Genomic DNA, 12,734 nt, shown 5'->3' on the forward strand with positions numbered 1-12,734 from the left:
GGCTGACGGGTAATGTCGCCATGGTAATGGTTTGATCAAGGCTTTCGGTATCAATGGCGCAGGCGGAGGCGATAATCCTGCCATTCACGGTAACCTCACCTCTTCCCTGATTGGCAGAGTGCGCCAAAGAGGAACACAGCAACAGATTAACTAACACCGCACTGCGCAATGTCCTTTTGCCATACTGTGAATGCATATCCGTTCCCCACATAACAAGTTAATAAGCAGCATGCGGGTTGCCCCGCATGCAATTAACTGTGCGAATTAATCGCCGTGGGCTTACTGGTACGCCAGGGTAAAGTCAGCAACAGAGTTGAATTCGCCCGGGGTGATGGCAGCAGAAGCGCCGTCGCCCTGCAGGTGGGCGCTGAAGCGCAGAGTCGCCTGGCCGTCTTCAATTTTTTGTGCCTTGCTGGCTTTGCTCAGCGGCAGCAGTTTACCGTCGACGTCGTTGATGGCGATGCTGGCACCACGTGCAGAGCCTTTCATAGCCAACAGGCCTGGAACGGCTTCAGACTCGGTACCGGTGAAGGTCGTGGTCACATCTTGAGCCGTTTGCACATCACAGCCAACCAGCTTGATCAGGATATCCTGCGGCGTAGACTTGCCGCCGTTTTTCAGCTGTGCAGAAGCGATATCGCCCAGTTTCACGGTTTGATCCAGGCTACCTGGTTCAATAGAGCATGGTGCATCAATGATAGAACCTTTAAAGGTTACGGAGCCGCCCCCTTGGTTAGCCGCGTTAGCCATAGAAATCGTACCCAGAGTCATTACCGCAGCCAGCATGATTTTGTTCAGTTTCATTAAGTTAATTCCATATAGACAATAAATTCAATTAAAGAAAACTCTCGTATACAGGACAGAGATTTTTCTTACTCTAAATTCGCCTAAACAACGCGTTGACCGCATTCGGCGAGGTGGCAATGATAGTTTCATAGTGTGAAAATCAGCAACATAAACTACATAATTTATGATATACGATATTAAATATCATAAATTATAGATTTATTACCTATATGTTCTATTTCTTTTCTGCAATTAGGTGTTGGTGCGGTGTAAGTTTCCTTGCTAAAAGCAATGAATTATCCGCCCTGGGATTTATTTTTCATGAAGCTATCGTTTTTTCTTGAAAATGATAATTTTTAACATAGGATAATACTTGCCTGATTCCTGTGATTTACAAATACAGCAAAGAAGACAGAAGATGAAATATATTATAAATAATAAGTTTTTATTCGATTTCAATGATCTGGGATTATCCGACAGCAAGCACCCTGAGATAGTCACGAAGCTAAAAAAACCAGTGGGTCGGTTGTTGTTAGAGTTTTTACACAACAGTAAAGTTGACGTATCCAGAGAGTATTTGCTGGAAAAAGTCTGGTCGACTAACATGTTTACCGCATCTAACGCGGGGCTCAATAATTACGTCAGTGATCTTCGTAAGGCCTTTACTTTGGTTGGGTGTGAGGATGATATTATTATCACGCTGCCGAAGTTTGGGTTTCGGTTTGAGGCGGATGTGGCATCTGTCGGTTTATCAGAAGATCATTCAGATGAAACTAACCTGAGTGACGATGCTGAACCTTCGGAACCTGATGAAAAAATTCAGCCTAAAAAACCATTTCTGCCTAAGGCAATTAAATTTCTTCTCATTGCTTCAGGCATAATGGTTATCATTATTTTCTTATGGATGATGTTAAGAAAGGATGAGGTTCATCGTATTGAGAAGATTGGCCATGTAGGCCAGTGTGATATTTACTCGATGAGCAAGCTCTATATTAATGATGAGACGGTATCGTACATCAAAAAAACGCTCGATCACGAGGGTTTTGACTGTACCAAGCGTCAGCTCGACGTTTTTTATATAGAGGACAGGATTAACAGAAAAACGGTGCGTGCGGATCTGGTCTCGGTGTGTGCCAGAAATCCTGACCAGCATTATAATTTTTGTTTTAATGTGAAAAATCAGTGGGGTAGTGTAAAATGATTAAATTCATAATCAACACTTTCTTTATTTTATTTATCTCTTTCGGCGCGAGTGCAGATGAGTCGTTCAAGTGCACAACTCAGAATAAATTTCATATAGAGGACGACACTGAGTCGGTCAATTTTGAAGGAAGAATTACCGTGTTTCTTCAAAATGATAATAAGGGTTTTTTTAGCCTGGCAGGACGCGTCAGTACCAAAGATAACCACTATCTTTTGGCCCGAAATACCTACTTCATTCTTGCTCCGGAAGAGGTCAATCAGGTTAAAAAGGCAAATATTACCAAAGTCATAAAACATCCTACTGATACGACACCGGAGGACATCTGGATAGATTATATTTTGCCAGAATTACCCGGCATCGACTTTCATATTGAAATTTGGCCCCTCAAGGATAATCTGGTGCTGATCAAATCGATCAATACTGGCTATCTTGTTTGTGCCAAGACATGATCCTCAAGATTTTTCTCTGATGATTCTTACCTGACGCCTCACAACTTATTTTTACCTGACGGTTCGATCGTTGAGGAGCTCCCTGACTTCAACGATATCGAACTCTGCCCTGATAACACAGGCACGCTGATTTTCATCCGGTTATCGCGGCCGTATAACATCCCTCACCCATGCAGCACTGTTCTGCAATACATGACCTTGCATTCCAGGCATAGGATGATGTGATCCCCACGACAAAATTCAATCCCTAGGTTCATATAAAATGAAATGCTGTTTCATTTTGTTGAGTTTATCCCATTTTGCCGCTAAGCTGCTTTTATCAGTTTTGGCATCGGGCACGCTCCGCCACCTGTCAGGGTCACGGAAAGCGCCTGAATATGTGGGTTAACTCAAGGAAACACCATGATTTTGGATAATTTCTCCCTGGCGGGAAAAGTGGCGGTGGTGACCGGGTGTGATACCGGTCTGGGGCAGGGGATGGCGCTGGGTCTGGCGGAAGCGGGCTGCGATATTGTCGGCATTAATATTGTTGAGCCGGTGGAAACCATTGAGCGCATCGCGGCCACCGGGCGTCGTTTTCTCAGCCTGACCGCTGACCTTAGCGATACCCAAGTCATTCCGGGTCTGCTGGAACGTGCGGTCGCCGAGATGGGCCACCTGGATATCCTGGTCAATAACGCCGGGATCATCCGTCGGGAAGACGCCATCGACTTTAGCGAAAAGAACTGGGACGACGTGATGAACCTGAACATCAAGTCGGTGTTCTTTATGTCACAGGCGGTGGCGAAGCAGTTTATCGCGCAGGGAACGGGCGGGAAAATTATCAATATTGCGTCGATGCTCTCTTATCAGGGCGGCATCCGCGTTCCCTCGTATACCGCATCGAAAAGTGCGGTGATGGGCGTGACCCGTCTGCTGGCTAATGAATGGGCGCAGCACAAGATCAACGTTAACGCGATAGCGCCCGGTTATATGGCCACCAACAACACTCAGCAGCTGCGGGCGGATGAAGCGCGCAGCGAAGAGATCCTTGGCCGCATTCCGGCCGGGCGCTGGGGCCTGCCAGCCGACCTGATGGGGCCGGTGGTGTTTCTCTCTTCCCCGGCATCTGACTATGTTAATGGCTACACCCTTGCCGTCGACGGCGGCTGGCTGGCCCGTTAATTTCCCTGTTTACTGACCTGCGGCAGGTAAGCCTGCCGCACACAAGAGGATGACGAATATGAAAATTGCACTGATGATGGAAAATAGCCAGGCGGCAAAAAACGCGATTATCCTGAAAGAACTGAACGCGGTCGCCGGGGAGAAAGAGTACCCGGTGTATAACGTCGGCATGTCTGACGAGCAGGATCACCACCTGACCTATATCCATCTGGGGATCATGGCCAGCATTCTGCTGAACTCGAAGGCAGTGGATTTTGTGGTCGCTGGCTGCGGCACCGGTCAGGGTGCGCTGATGTCGCTCAACCTGCACCCGGGTGTGATCTGTGGTTACTGCATTGATCCGGCAGATGCGTTCCTGTTTGCCCAGATCAACAACGGCAATGCGCTGTCACTGCCGTTCGCCAAAGGCTTTGGCTGGGGTGCCGAGCTGAACGTGCGCTTTATCTTCGAAAAGGCCTTTGCGGGTGAGAAAGGTCAGGGCTACCCGGCGGAGCGTAAAGAGCCGCAGGTACGCAATGCGGGCATTCTCAATCAGGTGAAGGCGGCGATCGTCAAAGAAAACTACCTGGATACGCTACGCGCCATTGATAAAGAGCTGGTGAAAACCGCGGTTTCGGGCGAACGCTTCCAGAAATGCTTCTTCGAAAACAGTCAGAACAAAGAGATCGAAAACTTTGTGCGTGAAATCCTCGCGTAATTTTTTCCTTTTCGCCCAATAAAAACCGGTGCTCTGCGAGCACCGGTTTTTTTATGCCGGATAAATTACAAAAAATCCTGGCGCTGTGGGGTGAACGTATCCAGCAGCACACCTTTCTCCAGGCAGACGCAGCCGTGAATGATGTCCGGCTTTTTGTACAGCGTGTCGCCGGCGGTCACCTCGTGGGTTTCGTCACCGATGGTAAAGCGAAAGCGGCCGGACAGCACATAGGTCAGCTGTTCGTGGACGTGATGGTGCAGCGGGCCGACGGCTCCGGTCTCAAAGCTGACCTCTACCGCCATCATGCTGCCGCCGTGTGCCAGTACGCGACGGCTGACGCCGTCGCCTAAATCCTGCAGGGGTCTGTCCTGTCTGTAAATAAACACGGGTTAATCCTTCTGTAATGAGTGGCGAAGCGCGTCCGGGATCTCGGCAAGATAGAGCGCGGGCTGTCCTTCATAATCGGTGGTGAACAGCACGTGACGATCGTCTGGCGAGAAAGAGGGGTGCGGATGGGTCACCTGCCGGTCACCGTCCAGCACCTGCCAGGAGCTGTTATGTGCAGCCAGCGGCGCGTATTTCCGCGTGCGCGCGTCGAACAGGTACAGCCACGGGTCATTCTCAATCGTGTGGCTGGCGGTGTCTTTCACGTCCACCGGGGTTCCGGATCCGTCACCGACCAGCAGCGTGCCGTTATCATTGCTCATCAAATGTGAGCAGGCAGGCATGGTCATCAGGCTGACGTCTTCACCTGTCTGTGGGTCAAAGCGGCGGATATGGCGGTCGTGCTGGCCCTTCAGGTAGGAAACATAAATGAGCGCGGAGCCGTCCGGCACCCAGAACTCGTGGGTGCAACTTTCCCCCGGGGCGTGTTCCTTCACTTTCCGCACGTTGCTGCCGTCTTCATTCACCAGCCACATTCTGGCGTCCACCAGATCGTGCGGGCCTTCGTGGCAGAACGCCACGGTACTGTCGTCAAACGGCCGGTAGATCGGGTGGCCCAGCCATTCGTTTTTCTCGTGGATAACGTGTGACTGGCCGCTGTGCAGGTCGATGCGCAGCAGGCGGCAGCGCGGGTTACTGTGGTAGAACGTCTGGAAAATTTTCCAGTCAGAGAGCGGCGTCCAGTCCCTGCGGTCGATCTCAATCCCCACCAGGCTTGAGCATTCGCTGTTGGCGACCCAGGTACCATAGCCGACCCAGGCTTCCGGCACCTGATAAACCGTTTTTTCGCTGAAGTCGGCCAGCGTGACGCGCTGCAGCAGGCGTTCATTTTTTACGTAATACAGGTACTGGTCATCCGGGGAAAGGAAACCGCCAAAGGTATTATCCCCAGGGCCTTCGGTAAGCTGCACGGCCTGCTGTGTGCCCAGGTCGAGCAGATAATAGTTGCGGTGACCGTCAAACTCCCCGGCAAACAGCAGCTGGCTGCCGTCGCGCGTAAAGCATTTCTGATAGAAGTAGTTGCGGTGGCACAGCACGTCAGGCGGCGTTAAGCGCGTGACGCGTGCGCCGGTCTGCGCATCCTGAACGGTGTGGAAGTTGAATGAGATCTGAGAGCCTTTAGCCATGATTCACTCCATCGGTAGCAAGGGGTATTACCCCTGAAGGATAAATTTATTAAAATGAAATGCTGTTTCATAAATATGAAAACAGATTATCACTGTGATGAGTGAAACAGCGGGTGTGGCTGACAGAAATGCTATGCGGATCACAAAACAACGCCTTATTCTTCAGGAACGCAGGATTAACTGCCCGATAGAAAGTGTTTTTTGTCCTTTGTGCCTGTTGCTTACACTGCACGGCTTGTTGCTTTTAAGTGTCTGTATTGTGGCAAAAAATAGTACGGTATTTGCCGTTTTTATCAGGCGATAAGGAATAAAGAGGGGGGTAAAAAGGACCCTTTACTATTAAGAATGCTACACGTATCGCAAATCTGTCTGAGAAATCACCGGCTGCTGTTTTAACTGTGAGTTAATTCACATCTATTCCGCCGGGAGATCTATATAAAACACCGTATCTATAAAAATAAAACAACGGTTCATTTTTATAAAATCTCTCTGGGCGGGGCTCACATGAACGCAGAAAAACCAATTCTCTTCAGACATCAGCTGGCATACGGCGGTGGTAATTTACTCGGTAGCGGGGCGCTGGCGATAGCCGGTATCTGGTTACTCTATTTCTATACTACCTTTTGTGGGCTGACGCTGTTACAGGCTTCGGCGATCTTTTCCGTTGCCAGCATCATCGATGCCATCAGCAACCCGCTGATGGGCTATCTCTCGGATAACTTTGGCAAAACGCGGCTCGGCAAACGCTTTGGCCGCCGCCGTTTCTTTATCTTACTCGGCATCCCGCTGATGATGGTCTACCCGCTGCTGTGGGTGGAGGGCTTCGGCTTCTGGTACTACCTTTCAACCTATGTGCTGTTTGAACTGATCTACACCTCGGTGATGGTCCCTTACGAAACCCTCGCCACCGAGATGACCACCGACTTCTCAGCCCGATCGAAGCTGACCGGATATAAGGCAATTTTCGGTAAAGTGGCGAACTTCCTCGCGGCATTTATCCCCGGCCAGTTCATCCTGATCTACGGTAAAGAGTCGGCAGAGCCGTTCTTCTTTACCGCGCTGACTTACGGGGTGATTTTATGCGTGGCGATGATCATGCTGTATATCTCCTCCTGGGAACGCCCGGTGGAAGAGACCACCCCGGTTGATGAGAAGAAAATGACGCTGGCGAAAACCATGGTGACGCTGGTGCGCGATATGAAGTCGACCTTCCATCTGCGCGTGTTCCGCAAGCACCTGGGCATGTACCTGTGCGGGTTTGGCGCGGAGTGGCTGTTTGCTTCAGTCTTCACCTACTTCATTATCTTTGTGCTGCAGTACGATCCGGCCATGGTGGCGGGATTAAGCAGTCTTAACTCCCTGTTACAGCTCTTCTCCACCGCCATCTTTATCGGTATCTGCGTGAAGCACGGCTTCAGCAAGCCGTACATTCTGGCTCTGAGTATCGTGGTGTTCTCGGTGGTGTGTTACAGCCTGCTGCACTTCCTGCACCTGCCGCAGCAGTACGCGACGGCGGCGATGCTGGCCATCACCGTGGTGTTCGGCATCGGTACGGGCGGTGTGTACTACATCCCGTGGACGGTCTACACCTTCCTGGCGGATATCGATGAAGCCTTTACCGGCCGTCGTCGTGAAGGCATCTACGCCGGGGCGATGACTTTCTCCGGCAAACTGATGCGCTCGGTGATTGTTTTCGCCATGGGTGCCATCCTCAGCTTCTATGGCTTCCAGTCTAAATCGCAGACGCAGCCGGAAAGCGCCGTTACGGCGATCGCTCTGGTGTTCTGCGTGGGCGTGATTGCACTGGCGCTGATGGCCATGGTCTTCAGTCATCAGATGAAGCTGAACCGCAAAACGCACCTGGTCGTGCTGGGTGAAGTCGCCAGGATCAAGGCCGGTGGCCTGATTGGCCACGTGCAGCCCGAGGTGCGTGCGGTGATGGAAGAGCTGATCGGCTACCCGTATGAAGAGTGCTGGGGTAACAGTAAAGTGTGCCGCAAAATCTTTGATACGCCCGCCGTTGAGGTGCTCCCCGTGGCAAAACCTGAATCGCTGGTGAGCCGCACGCAGCACCCGTAATCCTTCGTTTTTACCAACCCTTTACTGACTCTCCGACTGGCCGGGAAACCGGCCAGCGGCCCCCTGCGCATTGAGGATGGGAACCATGAACTGGGAACGTCAACTGTGTATCGTCACGTTAACCCTCGGGCTGAGTACGCTCGCCGCCGCTGCCCTGCCGGACAGCAGCCGGCTGGTCTGGCACAGCATCACCTTCGGTCAGTCGACCGACGTCAATTTCGCCACCAACGTGCTGGCGGAAAAAATTGGCCGCAATGAAACCCGTCTGGCTGGTGGAGATCCCGTCCCGCCGGAAGGCAGTGCGCTGAGTGTCCCCTTTACGCTGGAAAGCCGGGGTGGCAAGGTCGGCAACAGCCATGACGGGCTGACGTATTACTACACGCGCCTGCCGGCGGATGCCAACTTCCAGCTGGACGCGGACGTGACGCTTAACCAGTTTGGCCCGGAAAACGGTGCCAGACCGGCCGGACAGGAGGGCGCTGGCCTGCTGGTGCGCGATATCCTCGGACCGGCACGCTCCCCGGAGGTTATACCCGGTAATGAAGAGCTTCCGGCCGCGTCGAATATGGTGATGAACACGGTGATGGCCGTCGGTGATAAGCCGCCAGTGGTGGCGCTGGTGGCCCGGCAGGGCGTGCAGCAGCCCTGGGGCAATACCGGCATTGGCATCGTGCGTGAGCCGTATCAGCCGCTGGCCAGCCCGCAACATTTTTCACTGCGCCTGAGCCGCACGGATGCCGGCTTTGAGGTGGCGTATGCCCCGCAGGGCAGCAGCGCATGGATCCGTAAAACGGTGGCAGGTGCAGACCGCATCACGCAGCTGGATAAAGCCGGTTACTACGTCGGCTTTTTCGCCGCGCGCAATGCCCGTCTTACGGTCAATCAGGCCTCGCTGACCCTCAGTGAAGCACACCCGCAGCCCGGCATCCCCTATGTGCCACCGGCTCTGCAGCCGCGCATTGAAGTGATGTCATCACCGGTGCTCACCCGGTCCGCCAGCCTTTTCCAGCTGCGCACCAACGGTAACGGCCAGATTGCGGTTGCACAGGGCGGTAACGCGCTGCTCAGCCAGACGGTACACGGTGGACAGGTGGTGACGGTGCCGGTAAAGGCCACGGTGGGCGGCAGCGAGCTGACGGTGACGTTCACACCGGACAGCGGCCCGGCCCTGACGCAGATCCTGCCGGTTCGCCTGGCGAAGGTGAGCAATCCGCTGGTGCTGTACGCTTCAGCGCAGGGTGTGGCGGGCAATGACGGCTCACCGCAGCACCCGCTGGACGTTGCCAGCGCGGTGAATCTGTTAGCCCCGGGGGGCACCCTGTGGCTGGCGGACGGTGACTACCCGGCCAGCGTGATACCGGCCACCGCCAGCGGCACCGACAAACAGCCGAAAACCCTGCGTCCACAGGGCGGCAGTGTGGTGTTTCACGGGCTGAAGCTTGATGGCAGCTACTGGCAGGTACAGGACATCACCGTGACGGAGAAAAGTTTTCATATTGCCGGCAGTTATAACCATATCGATCGCGTTCGCGCCCATCACGCCGACGATACCGGCATCTGGGTCGCCTCGCCGGAGGGGATTGGCCGTGCCCTGTGGGCCAGCCAGAACCTGATCAGCAACTCGGAATCCTGGGGCAATCAGGATCCGGGGCGGAAAAATGCCGACGGCTTTGCGGTGAAAATGCGCGTGGGCGAAGGCAACCGGCTGGTGAACTGTTACGCGCATGACAACATCGACGACGGTTTCGACCTGTTCAATAAGATCGAAGACGGCCCGAACGGTAGCGTCACCATCGAAAACAGCCGCTCCGCGCATAACGGCAGCAACGGTTTCAAGCTGGGGGGCGAAGGCCTGCCGGTGGCGCATACGGTACGCAACAGCCTGGCAGAAGAAAACGGCATGGACGGCTTCAGCGATAACTTTAACCCCGGCGCGCTGGTGGTTGAGGGGAACCGCGCACGGGATAACCGGCGCTTTAACTTCCTGTTCCGCCCGTCACCTTATGTCACGCCGGATCAGCAGGGGCACTTTCGCGGCAATATCTCGCAGCGGACGACACCGGGAAAATATCCGGATGTGGTCAGCGGCAATATCGCTGCCGGCAATGATTTTTATATGAGTAATTAACACGAAGTTCTAAAAAAATATCAATATTCTCTGGGATGACATAATGAAAAATAACAGACTGCTGCTCTGCGGTCTGCTGCTGGCCAGCGCCGGCAGTCAGGCTGTGACAATCGATCTTCGCCACGAGTGGCTGGATGACAGTAAACAACATAAAGACCGCGCCATGGTGTCGCACCGTTTTGCTAACGGCCTGGGTTTCTCGCTGGAGGCAAAGTGGAAATCAGGCGGAGATAATTCGAATAAAGCCTTTAATAATCTGGTGGATAACGGAACGGAAAGTACCGTCAGTTATCAGTACAAAGTGACGCCCGCCTGGTTTCTGCAGCCAGGGTTTACGCTGGAATCCAGCTCTGACAGCAGCATCTATAAGCCGTTTTTAACCACCGGTTACCAGTTTGATAGCGGGATTTATTTTAACGTGCGCTATCGCTATGAATATACGCGCTACACCAAAGAAAATACCGACGATAAGAAAACCAACCGGGGTGAGTTCTGGCTGGGCTATCGTCTGGCCGACTGGCGCTTTGAATATAACTATATTTATAAGCACAGCGATCAGGTGTTGTATGACAACGACAAATGGGATTACGAGCAGGATTTGAAAGTCGCCTATAACATTAACAAGCAGTGGACGCCGTATGTGCAGGTGGGCGATGTCTCCGTCAGGAAAACGGCAGATGACCGGCAGACGCGGCTGCGCGTGGGCATTCAGTATAACTTTTAAGGCGGCTTAACCTGCGCCATATACCGCCCGCCGGACGACCCTGCGGGCGGTTTTGTCATGTGCCGATCAGCGCCCGGCGCGGCAGACCGATGGGATAAGACCGGTTAGTCCGCCGGACTTGATGAGAAAGCGTCAGATTCGTGAGTGTCTGCAGTCAGTATCCGGCTGATTTCGCTGCCATATCCCCGCACCGTCAGCACCCCATCCAGCAGCTCCACCACCGCAAACGGCACGTCTTCCGCGCCGTCGAGCATCCCTTTCATGGTGATAAAGTCGGTATTCTCACGCCGCACGTAGCCGCCGCGATGGTCGTGCCCGGTAAAGCAGGCACGTACCTGATAGCGGCACAGCAGATCGGCCAGCTCGCCGCCGTTCCACAGAATATGCCCGGTGTGCGGGGCCAGCGGATAGTGGCCGAACACCACCACCGTTTCTCCCAGCAGCCGGGCCTGTTTCAGCTGCTCTTCAATCCAGGCAAACTGGGCGCTGCCTACGGCACCATTCCACAGCTGGCCCTGCGGCTGCTGACGTGCGATCAGATCGGCCAGCATGGCCTTCGCCTGCAGACGGTCGCCGCCGTTACCCTGATTGCAGTACAGGCTGATGTCGTTACCGTCGAAAATAATAAAGCGGTAGCCCGCCAGGCGAAACTGATAATAGCTTTTGGGTAAACCGGCGGGGGGCGTGTGTGCCGACGTCAGGCGGTCGGAAATGACCTGTGCGTCATGGTTGCCGATCACCATCGCATGGGGGTGATGCAGCGTTTCATACAGCGGCAGCAGCGCCTGATAGCTTGGCCAGTGGCGATCCACCATGTCGCCCAGGGTGACGACAAAATCGAGTGGCTGTCGGTTAAGGGCGGCGATCGCCTTCGGCAGCTTGTGCAGGGCGTGGCGGTAGTAGAGATTTTTCGGCACGTCGGCATCAACGTCGGCGTACTGCGGGTCGGCCATCAGCCCAAAGCGCAGCGTGCGATCGGCCGGATGCGTGGCGCGCATCCGGGGCGGCTGGTACATCATGGCGGCTGCGCCCAGCGCCTGGCGTTGCAGGTCAGAAAGGGGGTGAGGCAGGGTGTCAAAGGACATGATGAAACTCCGTTAGCGGATACCGGCACGCATAAAAGACTGAACAAACTGAGGCTGGAAGACCAGAAACAGCACCAGCAGCGGTAACGAGGTCATCAGCGTTGCTGCACCCACCAGCGCCCACTGCACGCCCTGCTCCGGCGCAGAGAAAAGCTGAAGCCCGACGGTAATCGGCCGCACGCTGACCGAGTCGGTGATCACCAGCGGCCAGAGGAAATCATTCCAGTGGAAGCTGATCGACACCAGGGCAAAGGCGATGTACACCGGCTTTGCCAGCGGCACATAAATACGACGCAAGATAGTCCAGCGGCTGGCACCTTCAACAATGGCCGCCTCTTCCAGCACCAGCGGGATGCTTTTAAAGGTCTGGCGCAGCAGAAAGATGGCAAATGCCGAGGCGAGGTAAGGCAGCGCAATTCCCCACAGGCTGTCGCGCAGGCCCAGTGCGCCCACGGTTTTGTAGTTACTGAGGATCAGGACATCGGGGCTGATCATCAGCTGCAGCAGGATCAATGCAAACAGCAGCCCGGAAAATTTCAGCCGGAACCTGACCAGCGCATAGGCCGCCATGGTGGCCAGCACCAGCTGACAGATAACAATCATCAGCACCAGCAGCGTGGTGTTGAGGAAGTAGCGGGCAAACGGGGCGGCATGCCAGGCGTCAATAAAGTTCTGCGCCGTCAGCGGTGAAAACAGGATAAAGGTGCCCTGGTCGGACGCCGGGTGAACCGCCACCCAGATGGCCACCAGAATGGGTAAAAACCACAGCAGCGCCGCCAGCCAGATCGCCAGGTTCAGGCACAGGCAGCCCGCGGAAAACGGGCGTGCAGGACGTATCATCGTCAGG

The 12,734-nt window shown here is 54.1% G+C and carries 13 protein-coding genes; 7 read left to right on the forward strand and 6 right to left on the reverse strand.

Annotation, left to right across the window (positions count from 1 at the left end):
• A partial coding sequence (locus IFU29_RS22360; protein WP_206757319.1) for a fimbrial protein occupies positions 1 to 196 on the reverse strand: 196 nt, incomplete at its 3' end.
• An 83-nt stretch (positions 197 to 279) separates the two neighbouring features.
• On the reverse strand, positions 280 to 804 hold the full coding sequence (locus IFU29_RS13545) for a fimbrial protein (protein ID WP_191934383.1): 525 nt from the start codon (positions 802 to 804) through the stop codon (positions 280 to 282).
• Positions 805 to 1,204: 400 nt separating this feature from the next.
• Between IFU29_RS13545 and IFU29_RS13550 the strand changes: the two genes are divergently transcribed.
• The 4 genes from IFU29_RS13550 to IFU29_RS13565 all read left to right on the forward strand — a co-directional run bounded on the left by IFU29_RS13550 (position 1,205) and on the right by IFU29_RS13565 (position 4,300).
• Complete coding sequence (locus tag IFU29_RS13550) at positions 1,205 to 1,987, forward strand: winged helix-turn-helix domain-containing protein (RefSeq protein WP_191934384.1); 783 nt, start codon at positions 1,205 to 1,207, stop codon at positions 1,985 to 1,987.
• A gap of 140 nt (positions 1,988 to 2,127) precedes the next feature.
• On the forward strand, positions 2,128 to 2,439 hold the full coding sequence (locus IFU29_RS13555) for a hypothetical protein (RefSeq protein ID WP_244633704.1): 312 nt from the start codon (positions 2,128 to 2,130) through the stop codon (positions 2,437 to 2,439).
• Positions 2,440 to 2,841: 402 nt separating this feature from the next.
• Complete coding sequence (gene kduD, locus IFU29_RS13560; RefSeq protein WP_062743996.1) at positions 2,842 to 3,603, forward strand: 2-dehydro-3-deoxy-D-gluconate 5-dehydrogenase KduD; 762 nt, start codon at positions 2,842 to 2,844, stop codon at positions 3,601 to 3,603.
• A 58-nt stretch (positions 3,604 to 3,661) separates the two neighbouring features.
• Positions 3,662 to 4,300 carry an RpiB/LacA/LacB family sugar-phosphate isomerase gene (locus tag IFU29_RS13565; RefSeq protein WP_062743994.1) on the forward strand — a complete coding sequence of 213 codons (639 nt, stop codon included), beginning with the start codon at positions 3,662 to 3,664 and terminating at the stop codon, positions 4,298 to 4,300.
• 65 nt (positions 4,301 to 4,365) lie between these two features.
• Here IFU29_RS13565 and IFU29_RS13570 read toward each other — a convergent pair whose 3' ends face one another.
• Both IFU29_RS13570 and IFU29_RS13575 read right to left on the reverse strand, forming a co-directional pair.
• Positions 4,366 to 4,686: a cupin domain-containing protein gene (locus IFU29_RS13570; protein WP_191934386.1), complete on the reverse strand. Its 321-nt coding sequence runs from the start codon at positions 4,684 to 4,686 to the stop codon at positions 4,366 to 4,368.
• Positions 4,687 to 4,689: 3 nt separating this feature from the next.
• Entirely contained in the window at positions 4,690 to 5,871 is a 1,182-nt protein-coding gene (locus IFU29_RS13575) for an oligogalacturonate lyase family protein (RefSeq protein WP_191934387.1), read from the reverse strand.
• Between the two features lie 504 nt (positions 5,872 to 6,375).
• On the opposite strand from IFU29_RS13575, the gene IFU29_RS13580 reads away from it, so the two are divergent.
• The 3 genes from IFU29_RS13580 (at position 6,376) to IFU29_RS13590 (ending at position 10,802) form a co-directional block, all read left to right on the forward strand.
• Positions 6,376 to 7,950 (forward strand): MFS transporter, encoded by a 1,575-nt coding sequence (locus IFU29_RS13580; protein WP_062743988.1) that lies wholly within the window; start codon positions 6,376 to 6,378, stop codon positions 7,948 to 7,950.
• A gap of 85 nt (positions 7,951 to 8,035) precedes the next feature.
• Positions 8,036 to 10,078 (forward strand): right-handed parallel beta-helix repeat-containing protein, encoded by a 2,043-nt coding sequence (locus IFU29_RS13585; protein WP_191934388.1) that lies wholly within the window; start codon positions 8,036 to 8,038, stop codon positions 10,076 to 10,078.
• A gap of 43 nt (positions 10,079 to 10,121) precedes the next feature.
• The gene (locus IFU29_RS13590; RefSeq protein ID WP_062743984.1) at positions 10,122 to 10,802 is read left to right on the forward strand and encodes an oligogalacturonate-specific porin KdgM family protein; all 681 of its coding nucleotides are present in this window, start codon (positions 10,122 to 10,124) and stop codon (positions 10,800 to 10,802) included.
• Positions 10,803 to 10,906: 104 nt separating this feature from the next.
• Here IFU29_RS13590 and IFU29_RS13595 read toward each other — a convergent pair whose 3' ends face one another.
• Both IFU29_RS13595 and IFU29_RS13600 read right to left on the reverse strand, forming a co-directional pair.
• Positions 10,907 to 11,887, reverse strand: coding sequence for a metallophosphoesterase (locus IFU29_RS13595; protein ID WP_191934389.1), 981 nt, complete (start codon positions 11,885 to 11,887; stop codon positions 10,907 to 10,909).
• A 12-nt stretch (positions 11,888 to 11,899) separates the two neighbouring features.
• Positions 11,900 to 12,727 carry a carbohydrate ABC transporter permease gene (locus IFU29_RS13600; RefSeq protein ID WP_244633705.1) on the reverse strand — a complete coding sequence of 276 codons (828 nt, stop codon included), beginning with the start codon at positions 12,725 to 12,727 and terminating at the stop codon, positions 11,900 to 11,902.
• Between the last annotated feature and the right edge of the window lie 7 nt (positions 12,728 to 12,734).

It is taken from the genome of Erwinia persicina, from assembly GCF_014838825.1.
Lineage (GTDB): Bacteria > Pseudomonadota > Gammaproteobacteria > Enterobacterales > Enterobacteriaceae > Erwinia > Erwinia persicina_A.

Coding starts and splice junctions, on each gene's coding strand:
- IFU29_RS13545 (WP_191934383.1), bottom strand. CDS start 804: ATGAAACTGAACAAAATCATGCTGGCTGCGGTAATGACTCTGGGTACG.
- IFU29_RS13550 (WP_191934384.1), top strand. CDS start 1,205: ATGAAATATATTATAAATAATAAGTTTTTATTCGATTTCAATGATCTG.
- kduD (WP_062743996.1), top strand. CDS start 2,842: ATGATTTTGGATAATTTCTCCCTGGCGGGAAAAGTGGCGGTGGTGACC.
- IFU29_RS13565 (WP_062743994.1), top strand. CDS start 3,662: ATGAAAATTGCACTGATGATGGAAAATAGCCAGGCGGCAAAAAACGCG.
- IFU29_RS13575 (WP_191934387.1), bottom strand. CDS start 5,871: ATGGCTAAAGGCTCTCAGATCTCATTCAACTTCCACACCGTTCAGGAT.
- IFU29_RS13580 (WP_062743988.1), top strand. CDS start 6,376: ATGAACGCAGAAAAACCAATTCTCTTCAGACATCAGCTGGCATACGGC.
- IFU29_RS13585 (WP_191934388.1), top strand. CDS start 8,036: ATGAACTGGGAACGTCAACTGTGTATCGTCACGTTAACCCTCGGGCTG.
- IFU29_RS13590 (WP_062743984.1), top strand. CDS start 10,122: ATGAAAAATAACAGACTGCTGCTCTGCGGTCTGCTGCTGGCCAGCGCC.
- IFU29_RS13595 (WP_191934389.1), bottom strand. CDS start 11,887: ATGTCCTTTGACACCCTGCCTCACCCCCTTTCTGACCTGCAACGCCAG.
- IFU29_RS13600 (WP_244633705.1), bottom strand. CDS start 12,727: ATGATACGTCCTGCACGCCCGTTTTCCGCGGGCTGCCTGTGCCTGAAC.